The organism is Sphingomonas ginsenosidimutans, from assembly GCF_002374835.1.
GTDB lineage: Bacteria > Pseudomonadota > Alphaproteobacteria > Sphingomonadales > Sphingomonadaceae > Sphingomonas > Sphingomonas ginsenosidimutans.
Genome location: NZ_NWVD01000008.1, coordinates 1 through 21,839, shown reverse-complemented (window position 1 = coordinate 21,839; position 21,839 = coordinate 1). Strand labels below are relative to the sequence as shown.

The window sequence follows — 21,839 nt, the reverse complement described above, 5'->3', positions numbered from 1 at the left end:
GACTCCGGTGGAGCGCAATCCGGTCGGCAAGCTGTTGTTGTTCGGCGCGACGGGCGATCTTGCCCGGCGGATGCTGTTGCCCTCGCTCTACGGCCTCCACGCCGACGGGCTGTTGCCAGAGGGGCTGACGATCACCGGATCGGCGCGCGGCGATCTGGACGACGACGGCTTCCGCGCCGAAGCGAAGAAGGCGCTCGACGAATTCCTCCCCGCCGATCGCAAGGACGAGGCCGCGCTGTCCGGCTTCCTGAAGCGGTTGCAGTTCCAGCCGGTCGACCTGTCGGACGAGAATACCTTCGCGCCGCTGGCCGAGAAGATCGGCGACGTTTCGGGCGGGCTGGCGATCTTCCTGTCGACCGCGCCGTCGCTGTTCGAACCGGCGGTGAAGGGGCTGGAGAAGGTCGGGCTGGCCGGGCCGACGGTGCGCATCGGGCTGGAAAAGCCGCTGGGCTACGACCTGGCGTCGAGCCGCGAGATCAACGACACCGTCGCCGCGGTCTTCCCCGAGGAGCGGATCTTCCGCATCGACCATTACCTGGGCAAGGAAACGGTCCAGAACATCCTGGCGCTGCGGTTCGGCAATTCGTTCTTCGAACCGGTGTGGAACGCGCGCGGGATCGACAACGTGCAGATCACCGTGTCCGAGACAGTCGGGCTGGAGGATCGCGCCGGCTATTACGACGGCGCTGGCGCGCTGCGCGACATGGTGACCAACCACATGCTCCAGCTGGTCGCGTTGATCGCGATGGAGCCGCCGGCGCGCTTCACCCCCACCGACGTGCGCGACGAAAAGGCCAAGGTGTTCCGATCGCTGCGGCAGATCCCGCCCGAGGAGGTGCCGCACTGTACCGTCACCGGCCAATATGTCGGCGGCGCGGTGAAGGGCGAGATCGTCAAGGGCTATGACGAGGAGCTGGGCCGCGATTCGAACACCGAGACGTTCGTCGCGATCAAGGCGCATGTCGACAACTGGCGCTGGCAGGGCGTGCCCTTCTACCTGCGCACCGGCAAGCGGATGCCCGTGCGGCGCAGCGAGATCGCGATCCAGTTCAAGCCGGTGCCGCATTCGATGTTCGCCGGGCGCGGCGGGCTGCTCCAGCCGAACAAGCTGGTCATCCGCCTGCAGCCGGAGGAATATATCGAGCTGCTGGTGATGGCCAAGGAGCCGGGGCTGGACCGCGAGGGCGTGCGCCTGCGCGAGGTGCCGCTGAAGCTGAGCCTGGACGCCGAATTCGCCGGCACGCGCCGCCGCATCGCCTACGAACGGCTGCTGCTGGACCTGATCGAGGGCGACCAGACGCTGTTCGTGCGCCGCGACGAGGTGGAGGCGCAGTGGATCTGGACCGACGCGATCCGCGCCGGCTGGGCCGCGAACGGCATGAAGCCCAAACATTATCCTGCCGGCACCTGGGGCCCGTCCGCCGCGATCGCGCTGACCGAGCGCGACGGGGTGACGTGGCAGGACGATTGATGCACTGAACCCCGCGCGCCCCGCTCCGTTCGTGTCGAGTAGCGACCGAGCGAAGCCGAGGGCGCGTATCGAGACATTCTCGAAACGCCGTCTCGACGTCGCTCGACGGCTGCTCGAACCGAACGGCATTGGAATTGCACATGACCGAAATCGAATGGTGGGACTATGACGATGCCGCCGAACTGGCCGATGCGGTCGCGGGCGACATCCAGTTCGTGATCGAAAGCGCGATCGACGCGCGCGGCTCCGCGGTGATCGCGCTGGCAGGCGGCAAGACCCCCCTGCCCGCCTATGAGAAGCTGGCGAAGGCGAAACTCGACTGGAAGCGCGTGACGATCATCCCGGGCGACGAGCGGATCGTGCCGCTGGGCGATCCGCTGTCGAACGTCACCGCGCTGGGCAAGATCTTCATCCCCAAGGGCGCGCGGGTGATGCCGATCGTCCCCAAGGCGACCGACGATTACAAGGCGGCGGGCCGGTCCGCCGACGCGCTGATGCAGGATCTGCACTGGCCGCTCGACCTGTGCCTGCTGGGCGTGGGCGGCGACGGGCATACCGCGTCGATCTTCCCCGGCCCCGATTACGACGAGGCGCTGAACGGCCCCAAGGAGCGCCGTGCGCTGGGCGTCATGCCCGATCCGCTGCCGCCCGAGGCGCCGGTGGCGCGTGTCACGCTCAGCCGCCAGGCCATCGCCAGCGCGCGCGCGCTGATGCTGGCGGTGACCGGCGACGCGAAGCGCACGGTGATCGAGGATGCGATCAAGGAGGGCGCCGGCTCGCCCTATCCGATCGGTCGCGTGCTGGCCGATGTCGAACTGCCGGTCGACATCCACTGGGCGCCGTGACGTTTCGCCGCACGTGAGTTAACGTTATCAGGAGCTGTCCGGCCGTCACGCACAGGGTGACGGTCGCGGCAACTTCGCACCCGCTTCGCCCCCCGCTAAGGCTCATCGCATGAACCCTGCCGTCAGCGCCGTCACCGATCGGATCATCGAACGCTCGCGCCCCACGCGCAGCGCCTATCTCTCGCTGATCGAACGCGAGCGCGACGGCTGGATCGGGCGTCCCCGGCTGGGCTGCGCGAACTTGGCGCATGCCTATGCCGGCACGCCCGAGGATCGCGACGCGATGAAGACGCAGGCGGGCGCGATGAACATCGGGCTGGTCACCGCGTACAACGACATGCTGTCGGCGCATGCGGTCTATTACCGCTATCCCGAACAGATGAAGGTGTGGGCGCGCGAGGTCGGCGCGACCGCGCAGGTGGCCGGGGGCGTGCCGGCGATGTGCGACGGCGTGACGCAGGGCTATCCGGGGATGGAGCTGTCGCTGTTCAGCCGCGACACGATCGCGCTGGCCACCGCGATCGCGCTCAGCCACGGCACGTTCGAGGGCGCGGCGCTGCTGGGCATCTGCGACAAGATCGTGCCGGGGCTGCTGATGGGGGCGCTGCGCTTCGGCCATCTGCCGATGATCCTGATTCCCGGCGGGCCAATGCCGTCGGGCCTGCCCAACAAGGCCAAGGCGGCGGTGCGCGAGCGCTTCGCCGAGGGGCAGGCGACCCGCGACGAACTGCTGGATGCGGAGATCCAAGCCTATCACACGCAGGGCACCTGCACCTTCTACGGCACCGCCAACACCAACCAGATGATGATGGAGGTGATGGGGCTGCACATGCCGGGCGCGGCCTTCGTCAATCCGGGCACCAAGCTGCGGCAGGAACTGACCCGCGCCGCGGTCCACCGCCTGCCCCGTATCGGCGTGCATGGCGACGATTACCGGCCGCTGGGCCATTGCGTCGACGAAAAGGCGATCGTCAACGCCGCGGTCGGCCTGCTGGCGACGGGCGGGTCGACCAACCACCTGCTCCACGTCCCCGCGATCGCGCGGGCGGCGGGGATCGTGATCGACTGGGAGGATTTCGATCGCCTGTCCGCCGCGGTGCCGCTGCTGGCGCGCGTCTATCCCAACGGATCGGCCGACGTGAACGGGTTCGAGGCGGCGGGCGGGATGCCGTTCGTGATCCGCGAGCTGCTCGACGCCGGCTACCTGCATCGCAACATCATGACCGTGGCCGGCGGAGACCTGACCGATTACGGCAGCGCGCCGACGCTGGACGGCGACACGCTCGCCTGGGCCCCCTCCGGCCCGACGCGCGACGACACGATCCTGCGCCCGGCCGCCGCGCCCTTCTCCCCCGATGGCGGGATGCGCATCCTGCAGGGCAACATCGGCCGCGCCTGCATCAAGGTGTCGGCAGTGGAGCGCGACCGCTGGGTGGTCGAGGCGCCCGCGCGCGTGTTCGCCGACCAGCTCGAGGTGCTGGAGGCGTTCCGGGCCGGCGAGCTGGAGCGCGACGTCGTCGTCGTCGTCCGCTTCCAGGGGCCGCGCGCCAACGGGATGCCCGAACTGCACAAGCTGACCCCGCCGCTCGGCGTGCTCCAGAACCGCGGCTTCCGCGTCGCGCTAGTCACCGATGGGCGCATGTCGGGCGCCAGCGGCAAGGTACCGTGCGCGATCCACTGCTCGCCCGAGGCGCTGCCGGGGCAGAATGGCGCGGCGGGCGGCGCGATCGGGCTGATCCGCGACGGCGATCTGATCCGCGTCGACGCGGAAGCGGGAACGCTGGAGGCGCTGGTCCCCGCCGACGAATGGGCCGCGCGCACCCCCGCCGCCGCGCCGCCCGCGGCGACCGGCATGGGCCGCGAATTGTTCGGCATGTTCCGCGGGCTGGCCGACGAAGCCGAAAAGGGCGCGAGCGCGATCCTGGCGGGCGCGGGGCTGTAGGCGCGACGGGAATGAGGAGACGATGATGCAGGTGGTTTCGGTCGATATCGGCGGCACGCACGCGCGCTTCGCCATTGCGGAGGTCGCCGACCGGCGCGTCGTGTCGCTGGGGGAACCGGTGACGCTGAAGACCGCCGACCACGCCAGCCTGCAGACCGCGTGGGAAGCCTATCGCGAGCGGGCGGGCGGCACCCTGCCGCGTGCCGCCGCGATCTCGGTCGCCTCGCCGATCACCGGCGACGTCATCCGCCTGACCAACAATCCCTGGGTGATCCGCCCGTCGCTGATTCCTGAACGGCTGGGCGCCGACACCTGGACGATCATCAACGATTTCGGTGCGATCGGCCATGCGGTGGCGCAATTGCCGCATGAGGATTTCGAGCATCTGTGCGGCCCTGACGAACCGCTGCCGAGCGAAGGCATCACCACGGTGTGCGGCCCGGGCACCGGGCTGGGCGTGGCGCAGGTGTTCCGCCACGACGGCGAATATCATGTCCTGTCCACGGAGGGCGGGCATATGGATTACGCCCCGCTCGACGGGATCGAGGATGCGCTGCTCAAGCGGCTACGCAAGACCTATACGCGCGTGTCCGCGGAGCGGATCGTCGCCGGGCCGGGCATCGTCGCGATCTACGAAACGCTCGCCGACATGGAGGGGCGCTCCGTGGTGCTGCGCGACGACAAGGCGATCTGGACCGCCGCTCTGGAGGGGACCGATTCGATCGCCAATGCCGCGCTCGACCGCTTCTGCCTCGCGCTCGGCGCCGTGGCGGGCGATCTGGCGCTGGCGCATGGCGCGAAGGGCGTGGTGATCGCCGGCGGGCTGGGGCTGCGCATCAAGGACAAGCTGCTGCGCTCCGGCTTCGACCAGCGGTTCGTCGCGAAGGGCCGTTTCCAGCAGATGATGGCCAAGCTGCCCGTCAAGCTCATCACCCATCCCCAGCCCGGCCTGTTCGGGGCCGCCGCCGCCTTTGCCCAGGAGCACGCACGTTGACCGATATCGCCGCGATCATGCAGACCAGCGCCGTCATCCCGGTACTGGTCATCAAGGATGCCGCGCAGGCGCGCCCGCTGGCCGAGGCGCTGGTCGCCGGCGGGTTGAAGGTGCTGGAGGTGACGCTGCGCACCCCCGCGGCGCTGGATGCGATCCGCGAAATGAAGCAGGTGCCCGGCGCGATCGTCGGCGCGGGCACCGTCGTGACGATCGATCAGGTCGCCGAGGTGAAGGCCGCCGGCGCGGAGTTCATCGTCTCCCCCGGCCTGTCGCAGCCGCTGGGCGAGGCGATCGCCGCCGCGGGCATCCCGTGGCTGCCGGGCGTCGCGACCGCGGGCGACATCATGCGCGGGCTGGACATGGGCCTGTCGCACTTCAAGTTCTTCCCGGCCGAAACCAGCGGCGGGATCAAGGCGCTGAAGGCGCTGGCCGCGCCCTTCTACCAGTGCCGTTTCTGCCCGACCGGCGGCATCACCGAGGCGAGCGCGCCCGACTGGCTGGCGCTCGACCCGGTATTGTGCGTCGGCGGCAGCTGGGTGACCGAGGGCACGCTGCCGGAGATCGAGGCGCGCGCCCGCGCCGCGGCGGCAATGAAGCGCGGCTGACGTCGCGCCGCGCCCGAGGGGATGGTTACATCTCCCCGCGCGCGCGGCGGATCGCGTACCATTTCTTCACATTGGCGTTATGTTCCGCCAGCGTATCGGCGAAGACATGCCCGCCGCTGCCGTCCGCAACGAAATACAGCGCCTTCGATGCGGCGGGATCCAGCACCGCGTCGATCGACAGCCGGCCGGGATTGGCGATCGGCCCCACCGGCAGGCCTGGGCTGGCATAGGTGTTGTAGCCGTTCTTCGCGCGCAGTTCCGACTGGCGGATGCGGCGGCCCAGCGGGCGCCCCTTGGTGATCGGGTAGATCACCGTCGGATCGGCCTGTAGCGGCATCCCGAGCCGCAAGCGATTGGAATAGACCGCGGCGACCGCGCGGCGCTCCTCCGGCTTGCCGGTTTCCTTCTCGACGATCGAGGCGAGGATGATCGCCTGCCGCGGGGTCGTGACCACGGTGGTCGGCTTGCGCGCCTTCCACGCCGCCGCGAGATAGCGGGTCAGCGCCGCCTGCATCCGCGCCAGCACCGCCGCGCGCGTATCGCCGCGTTCGAAGGCATAGCCGTCGGGCAGCACCGACCCTTCCGCCGGCACCCCGACGTTGCCGGTCAGCCCGTCGGCCGCCATCAGCCGGTCGTGCACCAGCACCGACGGCAGCCCTTCGGGAACGACCACGACGCGCTGCACCGCCTTCCCGCCCTGCAGGATCGACAGCACTTCCGATGCGCTGACCTTCGCGGGGAAGGCATATTCGCCCGCCTTGATCGCGGTTCCCGCACCGAACAGCCGCGCCTGAGCGCGAAACCGCCCGGCCGAGGCGATGACGCCCGCGCGCTCCAGCTCGCGCGCCGCCGCCGCCAGCGTCGCGCCCTGCGCGATGGTGACGGTGGTGGCGCGTTCGGAGGGCCCGTGCCCCTTCCAGCCCTGCACCGCCCACCATCCGGCGATGACGATCAGCAGGCCGGCGATCAGCCCGATACAGCCGACCCTGCGCATTTCGATCGTCTCCTCAGACCGCCTTCATCACCAGCGAGGCATTGGTCCCGCCGAAGCCGAACGAATTGTTCAGCACCGCGCGCACCGGGCGCTTCTTCGCGACCAGCGGCACCAGGTCGACGCCCTCCGTCCCCTCGTCCGGGTTGTGGAGGTTGAGCGTCGGCGGCACCACCTGATCGCGCAGCGCCAGGATGCAGAAGATGCTCTCCACCGCGCCCGCGCCGCCCAGCAGGTGGCCGATCGCCGACTTGGTGCTCGACATCGACGCGCCCGACAAATCGTCGCCGAACACGCGCTTGGCCGCGGCCAGTTCGATCGTGTCGGCCATCGTCGAGGTGCCGTGGGCGTTGATATAGTCGATATCGCCCGGCCCCATGCCGGCCTTGCGCAGCGCCATCCGCATGGCCAGTTCCGCGCCCTTGCCCTCCGGGTGCGGCGCGGTGACGTGATAGGCATCGCCCGACAGGCCGTAGCCGACCACCTCGGCATAAATCTTCGCGCCGCGCGCCTTGGCGTGCTCATATTCCTCCAGCACGACGACACCCGCGCCCTCGCCCATCACGAAGCCGTCGCGATCCTTGTCATAGGGGCGGCTCGCCTCCGTCGGACGATCGTTCATGCTCATGTTGAGCGCGCGCGCCTGCGCGAAGCCGGCGACGCCCAGCGGGTTGACGGTGCTTTCCGCGCCGCCCGCCAGCATGATGTCGGCGTCGTCGTCCTTGATCATCCGCGCGGCATCGCCGATCGAATGCGCGCCGGTGGAGCAAGCGGTGACCACCGCATGGTTCGGCCCCATCAGCCCGTATTTGATGCTGACCTGACCCGAGATCAGGTTGATGAGCCGCCCGTGGACGAAATGCGGGCTGACGCGGCCCGGCCCGCGCTCGTGCAGGTTGACCGATTCGATCTCGATCCCCGGCAGCCCACCGATCCCCGAGCCGATCGACACGCCCGCGCGCAGCTTCGTCGCCTCGTCCATGTCGGTAAGCCCGGCATCCTCCAGCGCCTGCCCGGCGGCATCGATGCCATAGATAATGAACGGATCGACCTGCCGCTGGATCTTGTGATCGACGCGCTGGTCGGGGTCGAAGCCATATTCGTGGTCCCTGGGCTTCACCTCGCACGCGATGGTGCATTTCTGCCCCGTGGTGTCGAAGCGCGTGATCGGCCCGGCCCCGGACTTTCCGGCGATCAGATTGGCCCAGACGGTTTCGACATCCGCACCCAGCGGGGTGACGAGGCCAAGTCCGGTGACGACGACGCGACGCATAGGCTTCCCTTCAACTACCGTATGCCGCGCCACTCCCCTGCACGGACGGTTCTTCAAAATGAAACGGCTTCCCACCCCTTTCTGGAAAGGATGGAAAGCCGCTCACATCGGTCGATGGCCGGGCGTTGGCAAGGGCATGGCCCGCCCGCCCGGCGCTTCGGGCTTAGCCCTTGTGCTCGTCGATGTAGGTGATCGCGTCCTTGACGGTCGAGATCTTCTCGGCGGCGTCGTCCGGGATTTCCACCCCGAACTCTTCCTCGAACGCCATGACGAGCTCGACGATGTCGAGGCTGTCCGCGCCCAGATCGTCGATGAAGCTGGCGTCCTCGGTCACCTTTTCGGCTTCGACGCCGAGATGCTCGACGACGATCTTCTTCACGCGGTCGGCGGTCTCGCTCATGTTATTCCCTCTCTAACTTGGGGGGTAAATACGGAATTGCTGAACGCAGGTAGAACGGGGGGCGCGGCCTGACAAGGGTGTGCGTGGCGCCCGCGCGGTGATCCCACCCGTATCGGTGTCAGACCATCGCCATTCCGCCGTTGACGTGGATGGTCTGGCCGGTGACGTAACCGGCCTCCCTGGACGCCAGATAGACGACCGCGGCGGCAATATCCTCGCCGGTGCCGAGGTCGCCGGCGGGGATGCGCGCGGTCAACGCCTGCTTCTGTGCGTCGGGCAGCACGTCGGTCATCGCCGAGCGAATGAAGCCGGGCGCGACGCAATTGACGGTGATGTTGCGGCTGGCCAGTTCCTGCGCCAGCGCCTTGGACATGCCGACCAGCCCGGCCTTGGACGCGGCATAGTTCGCCTGCCCCGGATTGCCGGTCTGCCCGACGACCGAGGTGATCGACACCACACGCCCGAAGCGCTGCTTCATCATCGGCTTGGCGGCGGCGCGGATCAGCCGGAACGCGGCCTCCAGGTTGACGCGGATCACCTGATCCCATTCGTCGTCCTTCATCCGCATCGCCAGGTTGTCGCGCGTGACGCCGGCGTTGTTGACCAGGATGTCGATCCGCCCGCCCAGCGCCTCGACCGCCTGCGGCACCAGCGCGTCGACCGCGGCGGCATCCGACAGGTCGCACGGCATGGCCACGTGCCCCTCCCCGCCCAGTTCGGCCAGGAACGCCTCCAGCTTGGCCACGTTCGTCCCCGACACTGCCAGCCGCGCACCCTGCGCCGCCAGCCCCTTCGCGATCGCCGACCCGATCCCCCCCGATGCGCCGGTGACCAGCGCGGTCATGCCTGTAAGGTCGAACATCTCATTCTCCGTTGTTTTGGTTCACGCGGAGGCGCGGAGGAGCGATGGTTGTTGACCACCCGTCGCACGCCTTCCTTCAGCGTCTCGCCCCCGAAATTGATGAGCAGCCCGACAGGCTGCTCGACGAGCCTAAGATACGTCAGCAACTGCCTGGCATGTACCGCCAACAGCTTCTCAACGGACTTTATCTCGACGACCAGCCGACCGTCGATCAGCAAACGCCGCCGGAAAGACGTGCTCGTCGAAATGAATGTCCACCGAATGCTGCCGGGAGACGGAATACCCCATTGTCGCCAGACGCCCCGCAATGACCGTTTCGTGCACGCTCTCCAGCAGCCCCGGCCCAAGCTCGCGGTGGAGACGCCACGCAAGATCGAGAACCTCACCGCTGATGGCGTCGATGTCCCTCACTTCTTCTCCGCGTCTCCGCGCCTCCGCGTGAACATCACATCTTCTTCAACAACGCCTCGATATCGTCCATCGAAACGACGCTGGTCGCTTCCGCATCCGGCGCGATGCGCTTGACCATCGGGGACAGCACCTTGCCGCCGAACTCGACGAACTCGGTCACCCCCGCCGCGACCATCGCCAACACCGATTCGCGCCACCGCACGCGGCCGGTCACCTGTTCGACCAGCAGCGCACGGATCGCGCCGGGATCGGCGACCGCCGCGGCATCGACGTTGGCGAAGACCGGGACCAGCGGCGCGCGCAGGTCGGCATCGGCCAGCGCCGCCTCCATCGCGCGCGCGGCATCCTCCATCAGCGGGCAGTGGAACGGCGCCGACACCGGCAGCAGCACCGCACGCTTGGCGCCCATTTCCTTGGCGAGCGCGACCGCGCGCTCCACCGCCACGCGATGACCGGAGATCACCACCTGCGACGGATCGTTGTCGTTGGCGACGGTGCAGACCAGCTCCGCGCCACCCTCCGCCAGGATCGAATCGACCGCGGCACCGGCGATCACCTGCGCCTTCTCGACATCCGCGCCCAGCAGCGCGGCCATCGCGCCCTCGCCGACCGGCACCGCCGCCTGCATCGCACGCCCGCGCAGCTTCAGCAGCCGCGCGGTGGTGGACAGGTCCAGCGCCTCGGCGGCGCACAGCGCGCTATATTCGCCCAGCGAATGGCCCGCGACATAATCGGCCTTGCCGGACAGCGTCACCCCGCCCTCGCGCGTCAGCACCCGCAGCGTCGCGATCGCGTTGGTCATGATCGCGGGCTGGGCATTCTCGGTCAGCGTCAGTTCGTCCGCCGGCCCCTCGGCCATCAGCCGGCGCAGGTTCTGGCCGAGCGCCTCGTCGACCTCGCCGAACACCTCGCGCGCCACCGCGGACGCATCGGCGAGCGCCACGCCCATGCCGACCGCCTGACTGCCCTGCCCCGGAAAGATGAACGCGCGCATATCCCAACTCCTTTGACTGGCGCGCTGCTAGGCCGCACTTGCGCCGCCGGTCAACCGCGGCGACTTGCCTTTGCCGCCGCGATACGCCATAGGGCACGCCGCTTCGGGCGGGATGGCGATGCCGTTCCCGCCCGTTTGCCGTTGATTTGAAGACGACAGCCGGAGGGGCATGGCACGGGGCCATGTCAGCGATCGGCCAACATAGAGGAAAGACATGGCTCTGTACGAGCACGTGTTCCTTGCGCGCCAGGATCTGGCACAGGCGCAGGTGGACGCGCTGGCGGAATCCGCCACGAAGATCGTCGCCGACCACGGCGGCACGGTGGTCAAGACCGAGACCTGGGGCCTGCGCAGCCTGGCGTATCGCATCGCGAAGAACCGCAAGGCGCATTACGTGATGCTCGAGATCGACGCACCGGGCGACACCGTCGCCGAGCTGGAGCGTCAGACCAGCATCAACGAAGACGTGATCCGCTACATGACCGTCCGCGTCGACGGCCACGAAGCCGGCCCGTCGGTGATGATGCGCAAGCAGGAGCGCGATCGCGAGCGTCGCGCCGATCGTGGCGAGCGCGGCGGTGACCGCGGCGAGCGTCCGCGTCGCGACCGTGAAGAGGAGAACGCATAATGGCGCGCCCGTTTTTCCGCCGCCGCAAGTCGTGTCCGTTCAGCGCCAAGGATGCGCCGCGGATCGACTATAAGGACGTCCGACTGCTGCAGGGCTTCGTGTCCGAGCGGGGCAAGATCGTTCCGTCGCGCATCACCTCGGTGAGCGCCAAGAAGCAGCGCGAGCTGGCGCAGGCGATCAAGCGTGCCCGCCACCTGGGCCTGCTGCCCTACGTCGTGAAGTAAGGAGAAGAGCAGATGGACGTCATTCTGCTTGAGCGCGTCGAGAAGCTCGGCGGCATCGGCGACGTGGTGAAGGTGAAGGACGGGTTCGCCCGCAACTTCCTGCTGCCGCGCAAGAAGGCGCTGCGCGCCAACGAGGCCAACCGCAAGGTGTTCGAGGCCAATCGTGCCCGCATCGAAAGCGACAACGCCGCGCGTCGTACCGACGCGGAGAAGGAAGCCGGTTCGTTCAAGGACGCGTCGGTCACGCTGATCCGTCAGTCGTCGAACGTCGGCCAGCTGTACGGCTCGGTCGCGGTTCGCGACCTGGTCGAGGCGCTGCAGGCCGATGGTCACAAGGTGACCAAGAGCCAGATCGTGCTCGACCGCCCGATCAAGGCGATCGGCGTGTACGACGTGCGGGTGCAGCTGCACCCGGAAGTCGCCGTCACTGTGAAGGTGAACGTCGCGCGCTCGCCCGAAGAGGCCGAGATGCAGGCGGCCGGCGTCGACGTCATGGCGCAGGTCTTCGAGGAAGGCCGCGACCAGGGCGGCTTCACCGAGGATTACGATCCCAATGCCGAGCCGGGCGCGACCGCCGAGGTTCAGGAGGAGGAGGAAGCGCAGGGCTGATCCCCCGCGCTTTTCCTTCCTCGCCCCACCCCCGCCCCTGGGCGGGAGCGGGATACAAAAAGGCCCGCCTGGATCGCTCCAGGCGGGCCTTTCCGTTGGGCGCCGCTAGCGGGGGGGGGGGATGCGACGCCCGGGGGGCTCGTGGGTCAGGGCACCGCGACGCACGCGCCGAGCACGGCGACGAGCGGAACGATGGCCAGGACCAAGGGAAAAATCTGCTTCATGTCTGCCCTTCGACAACCGGTAGCCGGTTCGTGGTGCTCAATGCCGGTGCCGCGCAAAGGTTGCGGCGGGCTGAACGAATAATCGCGCACGGGCAGATCCGGCAGCGGCACCGCCTGCGCGGCCGACGCGCGAACGGACGGACGATGAACACGCTGTAATCGCTACCGTTTTGGAACAAATGTCACTGGCCCTGTCCCAACCGCCATGGCAAGACCTGTCCACACACACGCGGAGAACGCGGATGGGAGTGACCATATATGAGCCGCCCTCCCGTTCGCCGGAGGAACCGCGGCGCGAACGCGCGGTCGAACGATCGGGCGCATTGCTGATCCGCAACGACCCCCAGTTGCAGGCGCTGGTAGCGGAGGCGAGTGCCGTGCTGCATACGTCGATGGCGGCGGTCTCGATCGTCTATCGCGACTGGCAGTATCTGATCGCCGCGGAAGGGATGCCGACCGGCCCCTACAGTCGGCGCGCGTCGCTGTGCGGCCATGCGATCCTGGCCACCGACACGGACGAGGACGTGTTCTGCATCCCCGACGCATGGCGCGATCCGCGCTTCGCCGACAATCCGATGCTGGCCGGGACGCAGCTGCTGCGCTTCTACGCCGGGGCGCCGCTCGTGGATGACGACGGGCTGACACTAGGCATGTTGTGCGTCATCGATTCGACCCCGCGCGACCCGCTCCGCCCCGCCGAACGCCGCCGCCTGTCGGAACTGGCCCGCCTCGCGGTGAAGCGGCTGGAGCAATTGCGGCCCGCATAGGCGCCGCCCCGGATCACCCGCTAGCCTCAGGCACGATCTTAAATCTTTTGATTTTATCTTGAAGCTCGTAGTACGCAGCCTCGTCCATGTTTAGCATAAGCTGCGGATAATACACAGCTTGGATATCTGAAACAGCGATCCTATCAGAGAGACCTAAATGCCGTGAAATTTTTTCGCAGATCGCCAGATAGCGTTCCTTGATGCGGTCCGCAGAGTACGGATCCTCCTCCGCGGCTGACAAAAAATGCTTCCAGGCTTGCCTAACTTCCACCGCGTCAGAAAAGACAATATCAATGAGATTAAGCGCTGAGACGGCATTCGGCCCCGCTATTGCTGCGCGATTTTGCATAAGCGTAGTTAATATCCAGAGCTTGAGCCGACGCTCTTCATCATCTTTCTGAGAATCGGCGCGGAGCTTCTCTGCAAACTCAGCGGCTAATTTAGGCGCTCTAAACGTCGCCCAAACCGCACAGGAGGCGGCCAAAAAGGTCAAGACTGCCGAAATAGCCTGCACCTGGTCCGCCGTCATGCCTCATCCCCTGATCAAGACCTGCCGAATAGCTTCTGGAGCTCTTTCGTGTTAAGCTTCACCCACGTCGGGCGCCCGTGGTTGCACTGGCCCGAATGCGGCGTCGCCTCCATCTCGCGCAGCAGCGCGTTCATCTCGGCCACCGACAGGACGCGGCCGGCGCGGACCGAGCCGTGGCAGGCCATCGTCCCGGCCACCGCATCAAGCCGCTCGCGCAGCGACAGCGCCTGGTCGTAGGCGGCCAGTTCGTCGGCCAGGTCGGTGACCAGCCCCTTCGGATCGCCCTGCCCCAGCAGCGCGGGCGTCGCGCGAACCAGCATCGCGCGCGCGCCGAATCGTTCCAGCTCCAGCCCGAAGTCGGCGAGTTCAGCGATGCGCGCCTCCAGCCGGTCGCACGCCGGCTCGTCCAGTTCGACCACCTCGGGCAGCAGCAGCGCCTGCGACGCGACGCGCCCGCCGACCAGCGCCGCGCGCATCCGTTCCAGCACCAGCCGTTCGTGCGCGGCATGCTGGTCGACCAGCACCAGCCCGTCCGCCGCCTCCGCGACGATATAGGTCTTCGCCACCTGCCCGCGCGCGACGCCCAGCGGGAAGTCGCCTGCCTCCGGCGGCGCGCCCCACGCCGGCTCGGCGCGCGCAGCGGGCGGGGGTGCGAAGAAGGTCGGGCGGCGGTCGTTGAGATATGAACCGCCCCCCGGCGGGTGAGCGGAAGCCCCGGACGGACCGCTCGGTGAGACACCGGCCCCTCCCCCAACCCCCTCCCCGGTGGGGAGGGGGCTTGTCTGTTCCGGCTCCCAGAGCGCCATCACGTCGGCGGGCGCATCGTGCGCCACCCGGTGCCCCGCGGCATCCAGCGCGCGGCGCAGGCCCGAGACGATCATCCCCCGCACCAACGCGGGGTCGCGGAAGCGCACCTCGGTCTTGGCCGGGTGGACGTTGACGTCGACCTCGCTGGGCGGGACGTCGAGGAACAGCGCGACCACCGCGTGGCGATCGCGCGGCATCATCTCGGCATAGGCGCCGCGGATCGCGCCGATCAGCAGCCGGTCCTTCACCGGCCGGCCGTTGACGAACAGATATTGATGGTCCGCCACGCCGCGGTGGAAGGTCGGCAGCCCGGCGACCCCACCCAGCACATGGCCGTCGCGTTCCAGGTCGATCGCCACCGAATTGTCCGCCAGCGCGCGATCGGTCAGCGCCGCCACCCGTGCCGGCCGCCCCTCCGCCGCCGCCACCGACAGGACGCGGCGCCCGTCGTGCTCGACGGAAAAGGCGATATCGGGGCGCGCCATCGCCAGCCGCCGCACGACGTCGAGGCAGGCGGCATATTCGGCGCGCGGCGAGCGCAGGAACTTGCGGCGTGCCGGCACGCGCGCGAACAGCCCGTCGACCACCACGCGCGTTCCCGGCGGCAGCGCGGCGGGGCCGTCGCGTTCGACCACGCCATTGTCGACGGTGCGCGACCAGCCGTCGCTACCCCCCGGCCGGCTCTCGATCGTCAGCCGTGCGACCGAGGCGATCGAGGGCAGCGCCTCGCCCCGGAAGCCGAGCGTGACGACGCGATCGATATCCTCATCGGGCAGCTTGGAGGTGGCGTGGCGTTCCAGCGCCAGCGCGATCTCCTCCGGGGTCATGCCGCAGCCGTCGTCGGCGACCTCGATCCGCTCGACGCCCCCGGCGGACAGCGCGACTGCGATCCGCCCCGCGCCCGAGTCGATCGCATTCTCGACCAGCTCCTTCAACGCGCTGGCCGGTCTTTCCACCACTTCACCGGCGGCGATACGATTGACCAGATGCGAAGGGAGACGGCGTATTGACACGAGGCAGTCCCTAGCCCAAGCCGCCGCATCCCGCGACCCCGGAAGACGCCTTCGTTCGACATGATACCCGATGGTGTCACGTGGTCAGGATACAGGCGAACCCTTGCCGGTCGCACGCCGGCGACCCGAACAACGGACAGCAACGTCAATGATATTCTCGCGCTTGTTCAAGATGACCTCGCACGACATGGCGATCGACCTCGGCACGGCGAACACCGTCGTCTACGTGCGCGGGCGCGGCATCGTCCTGAACGAACCGTCGGTGGTCGCCGTCGAGACGATCAACGGGCAGAAGCGCGTCAAGGCGATCGGTGACGATGCCAAGCTGATGATGGGCAAGACGCCGGGCACGATCGAGGCGATCCGCCCGATGCGCGACGGCGTGATCGCCGACATCGACGTCGCCGAACAGATGATCAAGCACTTCATCGAGAAGGTGCACGGCCGCCGCCGCTTCATGCGCTGGCCCGAAATCGTCATTTGCGTGCCGTCGGGCGCAACCAAGGTGGAACGCCGCGCGATCCGCGACGCGGCACAGAACGCCGGCGCGAGCGCGGTCTATCTGATCGAGGAGCCGATGGCCGCCGCGATCGGCGCCGACATGCCGGTGACCGAGCCGATCGGCAGCATGGTGGTCGACATCGGCGGCGGCACCACCGAAGTGGCGGTGCTGTCGCTGCGCGGCCTTGCCTATACCACGTCGGTCCGCGTCGGCGGCGACAAGATGGACGAGGCGATCGTCAGCTACGTGCGCCGCAACCACAATCTGCTGATCGGCGAGGCGACCGCGGAACGGATCAAGCAGGAACTGGGCTGCGCCAAGCCGCCGGTCGACGGCATCGGCAAGACCATCCACATCAAGGGCCGCGACCTCGTCAATGGCGTGCCCAAGGAAATCCAGATCAACCAGGCGCAGATTGCCGAGGCGGTGAGCGAGCCGGTGGCGACGATCGTCGACGGCGTGCGCATCGCGCTGGAAAACACTGCGCCGGAACTGGCCGCCGACATCGTCGACCAGGGTATCGTGCTGACCGGCGGCGGCGCGCTGCTGCAGGGGCTGGACGAGGTGCTGCGCGACGAAACCGGGTTGCCGGTGACGATCGCCGACGATCCGCTGACCTGCGTCGCGATCGGCACCGGTCGCGCGCTGGAGGATCCGATGTTCCGCGCGGTGCTGCAGAACGGCTAACCCTGGCGGGAGAGGACGGCAATGGCGCCGTCGAAAGACCGGCGGCCGGGGTTTTCGCGGCGCGCGCAATATAGTCTGTTCCTCGCCTATATCCTCGGCATCGCGGGCGCGGTGATGGGGGCGGCGCTGCTCGCGCTGTCGACGTTCCAGCCGGCCGCCTTCGCGATGCTGCGCGCCGGTGTGGCGGAATTGACCGCGCCGGTATCGGGCGCGGTCGCCACCGGCGTGCGCTGGCTGGCGGTGATCCCCGACACGGTCGGCAGCTATATTCTCGTCCATGACGAAAACGCCCGGTTGCGCGCGCAGGCGGAGCGCAACAGCCGCGCGCTGGTGATCGGACGCGAGGCGCAGCTGGAGAACGTCCGCCTGCGCCGCCTGCTGGCGCTGCGCGATCGCACCGGCGAGGTGGTGGTGGCCGCGCGGATCGTCAGCACCACCGCGTCGAGCACGCGCCGCTACGGCCTGCTCAACGCCGGCAGCTGGCAGGGGGTCGCCGATGGCCAGCCGGTCAGCGGGCCGGAGGGGCTGATCGGCCGCGTCCTGTATACCGGCCCGAACACCGCGCGCGTGCTGCTGCTGACCGATGCCGAAAGCGTCGTGCCGGTCTATCGCCTGCGCGACGGTCGACCGGCGCTGGCGGCGGGCCGCGGCGACGGATTGATCGACGTGCGCACCATCGACACCGCCGACGGCGATTTCCGGCCCGGCGACGTGTTCGTCACGTCGGGCACCGGCGGCATCTTCGTCCCCGGCGTCCCGGTGGCGCGGGTGCTGCACAAGGGCACGGACAGCGCGCCGGCGCGGCCGTTCGCGCGGCCCAGCGCGCTCGACGTCGCGATCGTCCACCGCGCGTTCATGCCGCCCCCGCCGGCCGTGCCCGCACCCACCCCCAGCCCCACGCCCACGAAGAAGCCCGCCGCGGACGACGAACAGTGACGCCCCCGTCCTCCTCCCGCCGCCCGTTCGACGAGCCGCTGACGCCGGGCAGCGCGCGGCTGCTGCCGTGGACGACGGTGATGGCCGGATCGCTGGTCACGATCCTGCCGTGGGGCGCGACGCTGGCGCTGCTGCCGCCGTTCGGGCTGCTGATGATGCTGGCGTGGCGGCTGCTCGCCCCGCTGTCGCTGCGCGTCTGGGCGCCCGCGCTGCTGGGGCTGTTCGATGACTTGGTATCAGGCCAGCCGCTGGGCAGCGCGATGCTGCTGTGGACGCTGTCGTTCTTCCTGGTGGAGGCGATGGACGCACGCTCCGGCGTGCGCGACTTCGCGCAGAACTGGGCGATCGCGGCAGTGTCGATCGCTTTTTGCCTGGCCGGCGGTCGATTGGTGGCGACACGGCTGGGCGCGCACGTCGACAGCGTGCTATTGCTCCAGATCGTGATCTCGATCCTGCTGTTCCCCCTCGCCGCGCGCCTCGTCGCGTGGATCGACCTCAAGCGGGCGCCGTAATGGCGCGCGCCCCCCGGATCATGACGCAGGCGGCCCAGGCGTACAGCTTCTCGCGCCGGGCATGGCTGCTGGGCGCGGCACAGGCGGGCGTCGGCGGGCTGCTGATCGGGCGGATGGGCTGGCTGGCGATCGCCGAGAACGAACATTACAACCTGCTGTCCGAAAGCAACCGGGTCAGCATGACGATGATCCCGCCGCGCCGCGGCTGGATCGTCGACCGCCACGGCCAGCCGATCGCCAACAACCGCGCCGATTTCCGCGTCGACGTCATCCCCGACCGGCTGGAGGACAAGGACCGCACGCTCGCGCTGCTGCGCCAGATCCTGGCGCTGACCGACGAGGACATGGCGCGGATCGAGGCGGACCTGAAGAAGGCGGTCGGTTTCCGCCCGGTCGAGATCAAGGAGAATATCGACTGGGACCGGTTCGCCGCGGTGCAGGTGCGCCAGCCAGAGATGCCGGGCGTCGCGCCGACCCGCGGCTTTGCGCGGCAATATCCCGCCGGCGCGGCGGTGGCTCACCTGACCGGCTATGTCGGCGCGGCTTCCGCCGAACAATATAAGGCGACGCGCGACCCGCTGTACAACACGCCGGGGTTCAAGCTGGGCAAGGACGGCCTGGAAAAGACCATGGAGCCGCTGCTGCGCGGCAAGGCCGGCGCCAAACGGGTCGAGGTCACCGCGCGCGGCAAGCTGGTGCAGGAACTGGCGACCCGTCCCGACGTGCCGGGCCGCACGCTGCGGCTGACGATCGACGCCGGGCTTCAGGAATATGCCGCGCGCCGGCTGGGCACCAATTCCGGCTCCGCCGTGGTGTTCGACTGCCAGACCGGCGAGATGCTGGCGATGGTGTCGATGCCCGCCTACGATCCCAACAGCTTTTCCAGCGGGATCAGCCAGAGCGAGTGGAAGATGCTGAGCGAGGACGATCACGTCCCGCTGATGAACAAGGTGACGCAGGGGCTGTATCCGCCCGGCTCCACGGTGAAGCCGATGAACGGCCTCGCGCTGCTGGCCGCCGGGGTCAGCCCGGACGAGCGCGTCTTCTGTTCGGGCGCGATGCGCGTGGGCACCGGGGTGTTCCACTGCCACAAGCGCGGCGGGCACGGGCCGCTCGACCTCAAGAACGCGATCATGCAGAGCTGCGACATCTATTTCTACGAAATGGTGCGCCGCGTCGGCTACGACCGGATCGCGCCGGTCGCTCGCGCGCTGGGGCTGGGGCAGAAATTCGACCTGCCGCTGGTCACCCAACGCTACGGCACCGTCCCCGACAGCGCGTGGAAGCAGCGCAAGTACAAGACCGACTGGAAGGTCGCCGATTCGCTCAACGCCTCGATCGGTCAGGGCTATGTGCTCGCCAATCCGTTGCAGCTGGCGGTGATGTCCAGCCGGATCGCGTCGGGGCGCAACCTGGTGCCGACGATGATCCGCGATCCGTTCAAGCCCCGGGCCGACGCGATGGCGATCGATCCCGAGCATTTCCGCATCATCCGCGAGGCGATGAACGGCGTGGTCAACGGCGGCGGCACCGGCGGCGCGGCGCGGATGCTGGTGCCCGGCATCGGGCTGGCGGCGAAGACCGGCACCGCGCAGGTGCGCCGCATCACCATGGCCGAGCGCCGTTCCGGCGTGCTCAAGAACGGCCAGCTGCCGTTCAAGCTGCGCGACCACGCGCTGTTCGTCTGCTTCGCTCCCTATGACAATCCGCGCTATGCCGCGGCGGTGGTGCTGGAGCATAACGGTCATACCGTCCGCAACCTCGATACGCCGATGATCGGGCGCGACATCATGACCTATCTGTTCGACCGCGAGCGCGCGATGAAGAGCCTAGCGGAGGTCGAGCCGACCTGGGGCGGCGACATCCGCACGCGCATGGCCGCGCAGGACGCCGCCTATCGCGCGGCGCATGCCGCCCCGGCGACGGTGGCCGAGGAGGTGGACGAAACCCCCGCCACCAACGCGCGCGCCGTTGCGGCGGCGACCGACGCGACCAACGCCAGCGCGGAGGCGATCGCCAACGACGTCGCCGCCGGCGCCGGCCCCGCGCGCACCGGCTCCCCCGAACCGGAAACCGACGCCGAACGCCGCGCCGCGCCTGCCGACCGCGATGCGGGGCCGCAATGAGCGGCTTCGTCCCGGCCCCCGTCGCGCGCCTGCCGTGGTCGGTGCTGCTGCTGGTCACCGCGATCGGCGGATTCGGGCTGGTCGTCCTCTATTCCGCGGCGGGCGGCAGCGTGCGCCCGTGGGTGCTTCCGCAAGGGACGCGCTTTGCGGTGTTCCTGATCGGCTCGATCGTGATCTCGCGCGTGCCGATGGAATTCTGGCGACGCTACGCCTTCTGGATCTACGGCCTGTTCCTGGTCCTGCTGTTCCTGGTCGAGCTGCTGGGCGCGGTGCGCGGCGGCAGCCAGCGATGGCTGGGCTTCGGCCCGATCCGCATCCAGCCGTCGGAGATGATGAAGGTGGCGATCGTGCTGGCGATGGCGCGCTTCTACGACATGCTGCCCGCCGCCGAGACGCGCCGGTTCCAGGCGGTGTGGCCCGCCTGCGTGCTGATCGGCCTGCCCGCCGCGTTCGTGATGATGCAGCCGGACCTCGGCACCGGCCTGATGATCTGTTTCGGCGGGGCGACGGTGATGTTCCTGGCGGGCATCCCGCTGCGGCTGTTCATCGGCGGCGCGGTGGGCGCCGCGCTCGCCATCCCGCTGGCGGTCAATTACGTCCTCCACGATTACCAGCGCCATCGCGTGCTGATCTTCATGGACCCGGAAAGCGATCCGCTGGGCACCGGCTATCACATCAGTCAGTCGAAGATCGCGATCGGATCGGGCGGGCTGTTCGGCAAGGGGTTCATGAACGGCACGCAAAGCCACCTCGACTACCTGCCGGAGGGGCACACCGACTTCGTCTTCGCCACCATGGCGGAGGAATGGGGGCTGCTGGGCGGCGCGTTCCTGATCATCGCGTTCCTGCTGGTGATCCGCTGGGGGATCAACGTCGGCGTGCGCGCGGAGGATCGCTTCGCCAAGCTGGCGGCGGCCGGGCTGGCGACGACGATCTTCTTCTACATGGCGATCAACCTGATGATGGTGATGGGGCTGGCCCCCGTGGTCGGCATCCCGCTGCCGCTGGTCAGCTTCGGCGGATCGGCGCAGATGACGGTGCTGATCTCGCTTGGCATCATGATGGGGATCGACCGTTCCACGCGCTGCCCGCAGCGGTGGTGACGAAAAAAGTCGAAAAAGGGCTTTGCATCCCCGGCAGACGTTGCTAGAGGCGCGCTTCCCGAACGCGGGCGGCCTCTTGCGGGCAGCTTCTACCGCGCTTCACCGGACGCATAGCTCAGTTGGTAGAGCAGCTGACTCTTAATCAGCGGGTCCTTGGTTCGAGCCCAAGTGCGTCCACCAGTTTTTTCAACGGCCCCGCAGCGATGCGGGGCCGTTGTGCATTGGGACATGGTACACGGGGTCGCTCCCCCAACCATGGCCCCCAGACGGAAGACGATATGGCCGGATACAAGACCCCCGATTTCAGTCAGCGCGCCGCCGCGTCGCGCGATGCCAAGGCGAGCGCGCTCGAAAAGCTGCGCAACAAGGCAGCCCCGGATCCCG

The 21,839-nt window shown here is 68.5% G+C and carries 22 protein-coding genes, 1 tRNA gene and 1 pseudogene; 15 read left to right on the top strand and 9 right to left on the bottom strand.

Features of this window, described 5'->3' with window-relative positions; translation table 11 throughout:
• Nucleotides 1–7: 7 nt before the first annotated feature.
• The 5 genes from zwf to eda all read left to right on the top strand — a co-directional run bounded on the left by zwf (nt 8) and on the right by eda (nt 5,857).
• The gene (zwf, locus tag COA17_RS14740; protein ID WP_066487583.1) at nt 8–1,471 is read left to right on the top strand and encodes a glucose-6-phosphate dehydrogenase; all 1,464 of its coding nucleotides are present in this window, start codon (nt 8–10) and stop codon (nt 1,469–1,471) included.
• 140 nt (nt 1,472–1,611) lie between these two features.
• The gene (gene pgl / locus COA17_RS14735; RefSeq protein ID WP_066487584.1) at nt 1,612–2,316 is read left to right on the top strand and encodes a 6-phosphogluconolactonase; all 705 of its coding nucleotides are present in this window, start codon (nt 1,612–1,614) and stop codon (nt 2,314–2,316) included.
• A 109-nt stretch (nt 2,317–2,425) separates the two neighbouring features.
• On the top strand, nt 2,426–4,258 hold the full coding sequence (gene edd, locus COA17_RS14730; RefSeq protein ID WP_096613484.1) for a phosphogluconate dehydratase: 1,833 nt from the start codon (nt 2,426–2,428) through the stop codon (nt 4,256–4,258).
• A 25-nt stretch (nt 4,259–4,283) separates the two neighbouring features.
• On the top strand, nt 4,284–5,252 hold the full coding sequence (gene glk, locus COA17_RS14725; RefSeq protein ID WP_066487595.1) for a glucokinase: 969 nt from the start codon (nt 4,284–4,286) through the stop codon (nt 5,250–5,252).
• Nucleotides 5,249–5,857, top strand: coding sequence for a bifunctional 4-hydroxy-2-oxoglutarate aldolase/2-dehydro-3-deoxy-phosphogluconate aldolase (eda, locus tag COA17_RS14720; protein ID WP_141397111.1), 609 nt, complete (start codon nt 5,249–5,251; stop codon nt 5,855–5,857). The genes glk and eda overlap by 4 nt, the downstream gene beginning before the upstream one ends.
• Nucleotides 5,858–5,882: 25 nt before the next feature.
• Here the strand turns inward: eda and mltG are convergent, their stop codons facing one another.
• The 6 genes and pseudogenes from mltG to fabD form a co-directional block, all read right to left on the bottom strand.
• On the bottom strand, nt 5,883–6,851 hold the full coding sequence (gene mltG / locus COA17_RS14715) for an endolytic transglycosylase MltG (RefSeq protein WP_096613482.1): 969 nt from the start codon (nt 6,849–6,851) through the stop codon (nt 5,883–5,885).
• A 13-nt stretch (nt 6,852–6,864) separates the two neighbouring features.
• The gene (gene fabF, locus COA17_RS14710; protein ID WP_066486346.1) at nt 6,865–8,121 is read right to left on the bottom strand and encodes a beta-ketoacyl-ACP synthase II; all 1,257 of its coding nucleotides are present in this window, start codon (nt 8,119–8,121) and stop codon (nt 6,865–6,867) included.
• Between the two features lie 163 nt (nt 8,122–8,284).
• Nucleotides 8,285–8,521 carry an acyl carrier protein gene (locus tag COA17_RS14705; protein ID WP_066486348.1) on the bottom strand — a complete coding sequence of 79 codons (237 nt, stop codon included), beginning with the start codon at nt 8,519–8,521 and terminating at the stop codon, nt 8,285–8,287.
• Between the two features lie 118 nt (nt 8,522–8,639).
• On the bottom strand, nt 8,640–9,383 hold the full coding sequence (fabG, locus tag COA17_RS14700) for a 3-oxoacyl-[acyl-carrier-protein] reductase (RefSeq protein ID WP_096613480.1): 744 nt from the start codon (nt 9,381–9,383) through the stop codon (nt 8,640–8,642).
• Nucleotides 9,362–9,794, bottom strand: a pseudogene (locus COA17_RS14695) (GxxExxY protein). Before COA17_RS14695 ends, fabG begins: the two are co-directional and overlap by 22 nt.
• Before the next feature lie 34 nt (nt 9,795–9,828).
• Nucleotides 9,829–10,788 carry an ACP S-malonyltransferase gene (fabD, locus tag COA17_RS14690; RefSeq protein ID WP_066486350.1) on the bottom strand — a complete coding sequence of 320 codons (960 nt, stop codon included), beginning with the start codon at nt 10,786–10,788 and terminating at the stop codon, nt 9,829–9,831.
• 214 nt (nt 10,789–11,002) lie between these two features.
• Between fabD and rpsF the strand changes: the two genes are divergently transcribed.
• From rpsF to rplI, 3 genes are read left to right on the top strand one after another with little or no spacing between them, the layout of a single operon-like run.
• Nucleotides 11,003–11,416, top strand: a complete 414-nt coding sequence (gene rpsF / locus COA17_RS14685) for a 30S ribosomal protein S6 (RefSeq protein WP_066486351.1) — start codon at nt 11,003–11,005, stop codon at nt 11,414–11,416.
• Nucleotides 11,416–11,640, top strand: coding sequence for a 30S ribosomal protein S18 (gene rpsR, locus COA17_RS14680; protein ID WP_007403456.1), 225 nt, complete (start codon nt 11,416–11,418; stop codon nt 11,638–11,640). The genes rpsF and rpsR overlap by 1 nt, the downstream gene beginning before the upstream one ends.
• Before the next feature lie 12 nt (nt 11,641–11,652).
• Nucleotides 11,653–12,249 carry a 50S ribosomal protein L9 gene (gene rplI / locus COA17_RS14675; protein WP_066486352.1) on the top strand — a complete coding sequence of 199 codons (597 nt, stop codon included), beginning with the start codon at nt 11,653–11,655 and terminating at the stop codon, nt 12,247–12,249.
• 146 nt (nt 12,250–12,395) lie between these two features.
• Here rplI and COA17_RS19455 read toward each other — a convergent pair whose 3' ends face one another.
• Nucleotides 12,396–12,584 (bottom strand): hypothetical protein, encoded by a 189-nt coding sequence (locus COA17_RS19455; protein ID WP_176484929.1) that lies wholly within the window; start codon nt 12,582–12,584, stop codon nt 12,396–12,398.
• Between the two features lie 131 nt (nt 12,585–12,715).
• Here COA17_RS19455 and COA17_RS14670 point away from each other — a divergent pair, with 131 nt between their 5' ends.
• Complete coding sequence (locus COA17_RS14670) at nt 12,716–13,240, top strand: GAF domain-containing protein (protein ID WP_176484930.1); 525 nt, start codon at nt 12,716–12,718, stop codon at nt 13,238–13,240.
• Nucleotides 13,241–13,253: 13 nt separating this feature from the next.
• Here COA17_RS14670 and COA17_RS19085 read toward each other — a convergent pair whose 3' ends face one another.
• Entirely contained in the window at nt 13,254–13,769 is a 516-nt protein-coding gene (locus tag COA17_RS19085; protein ID WP_141397110.1) for a DUF6680 family protein, read from the bottom strand.
• A gap of 14 nt (nt 13,770–13,783) precedes the next feature.
• On the bottom strand, nt 13,784–15,589 hold the full coding sequence (mutL, locus tag COA17_RS14665; RefSeq protein ID WP_096613476.1) for a DNA mismatch repair endonuclease MutL: 1,806 nt from the start codon (nt 15,587–15,589) through the stop codon (nt 13,784–13,786).
• 148 nt (nt 15,590–15,737) lie between these two features.
• On the opposite strand from mutL, the gene COA17_RS14660 reads away from it, so the two are divergent.
• The 6 genes from COA17_RS14660 to COA17_RS14635 all read left to right on the top strand — a co-directional run bounded on the left by COA17_RS14660 (nt 15,738) and on the right by COA17_RS14635 (nt 21,635).
• A complete protein-coding gene (locus tag COA17_RS14660) occupies nt 15,738–16,778 on the top strand; it encodes a rod shape-determining protein (RefSeq protein ID WP_066711664.1) in 1,041 nt (346 codons plus the stop codon).
• Between the two features lie 21 nt (nt 16,779–16,799).
• Nucleotides 16,800–17,714: a rod shape-determining protein MreC gene (gene mreC, locus COA17_RS14655; RefSeq protein WP_096613474.1), complete on the top strand. Its 915-nt coding sequence runs from the start codon at nt 16,800–16,802 to the stop codon at nt 17,712–17,714.
• A complete protein-coding gene (gene mreD, locus COA17_RS14650) occupies nt 17,711–18,226 on the top strand; it encodes a rod shape-determining protein MreD (protein ID WP_066490256.1) in 516 nt (171 codons plus the stop codon). The genes mreC and mreD overlap by 4 nt, the downstream gene beginning before the upstream one ends.
• Nucleotides 18,226–20,352 (top strand): penicillin-binding protein 2, encoded by a 2,127-nt coding sequence (gene mrdA, locus COA17_RS14645; RefSeq protein ID WP_096613472.1) that lies wholly within the window; start codon nt 18,226–18,228, stop codon nt 20,350–20,352. The genes mreD and mrdA overlap by 1 nt, the downstream gene beginning before the upstream one ends.
• The gene (gene rodA / locus COA17_RS14640) at nt 20,349–21,455 is read left to right on the top strand and encodes a rod shape-determining protein RodA (RefSeq protein ID WP_096613470.1); all 1,107 of its coding nucleotides are present in this window, start codon (nt 20,349–20,351) and stop codon (nt 21,453–21,455) included. Before mrdA ends, rodA begins: the two co-directional genes overlap by 4 nt.
• A gap of 104 nt (nt 21,456–21,559) precedes the next feature.
• Nucleotides 21,560–21,635 (top strand) — tRNA-Lys (locus COA17_RS14635).
• Nucleotides 21,636–21,839: the final 204 nt, after the last annotated feature.

Excerpts from the sequence above, each read along its gene's own strand:
- mrdA (WP_096613472.1), top strand. The coding sequence starts at position 18,226 with ATGGCGCGCGCCCCCCGGATCATGACGCAGGCGGCCCAGGCGTACAGC.
- rodA (WP_096613470.1), top strand. The coding sequence starts at position 20,349 with ATGAGCGGCTTCGTCCCGGCCCCCGTCGCGCGCCTGCCGTGGTCGGTG.
- mreC (WP_096613474.1), top strand. The coding sequence starts at position 16,800 with ATGGCGCCGTCGAAAGACCGGCGGCCGGGGTTTTCGCGGCGCGCGCAA.
- COA17_RS14670 (WP_176484930.1), top strand. The coding sequence starts at position 12,716 with ATGGGAGTGACCATATATGAGCCGCCCTCCCGTTCGCCGGAGGAACCG.
- rpsR (WP_007403456.1), top strand. The coding sequence starts at position 11,416 with ATGGCGCGCCCGTTTTTCCGCCGCCGCAAGTCGTGTCCGTTCAGCGCC.
- COA17_RS14660 (WP_066711664.1), top strand. The coding sequence starts at position 15,738 with ATGATATTCTCGCGCTTGTTCAAGATGACCTCGCACGACATGGCGATC.
- rplI (WP_066486352.1), top strand. The coding sequence starts at position 11,653 with ATGGACGTCATTCTGCTTGAGCGCGTCGAGAAGCTCGGCGGCATCGGC.
- glk (WP_066487595.1), top strand. The coding sequence starts at position 4,284 with ATGCAGGTGGTTTCGGTCGATATCGGCGGCACGCACGCGCGCTTCGCC.
- edd (WP_096613484.1), top strand. The coding sequence starts at position 2,426 with ATGAACCCTGCCGTCAGCGCCGTCACCGATCGGATCATCGAACGCTCG.
- fabG (WP_096613480.1), bottom strand. The coding sequence starts at position 9,383 with ATGTTCGACCTTACAGGCATGACCGCGCTGGTCACCGGCGCATCGGGG.
- COA17_RS14705 (WP_066486348.1), bottom strand. The coding sequence starts at position 8,521 with ATGAGCGAGACCGCCGACCGCGTGAAGAAGATCGTCGTCGAGCATCTC.
- COA17_RS19085 (WP_141397110.1), bottom strand. The coding sequence starts at position 13,769 with ATGACGGCGGACCAGGTGCAGGCTATTTCGGCAGTCTTGACCTTTTTG.
- rpsF (WP_066486351.1), top strand. The coding sequence starts at position 11,003 with ATGGCTCTGTACGAGCACGTGTTCCTTGCGCGCCAGGATCTGGCACAG.
- fabF (WP_066486346.1), bottom strand. The coding sequence starts at position 8,121 with ATGCGTCGCGTCGTCGTCACCGGACTTGGCCTCGTCACCCCGCTGGGT.
- pgl (WP_066487584.1), top strand. The coding sequence starts at position 1,612 with ATGACCGAAATCGAATGGTGGGACTATGACGATGCCGCCGAACTGGCC.
- mltG (WP_096613482.1), bottom strand. The coding sequence starts at position 6,851 with ATGCGCAGGGTCGGCTGTATCGGGCTGATCGCCGGCCTGCTGATCGTC.
- fabD (WP_066486350.1), bottom strand. The coding sequence starts at position 10,788 with ATGCGCGCGTTCATCTTTCCGGGGCAGGGCAGTCAGGCGGTCGGCATG.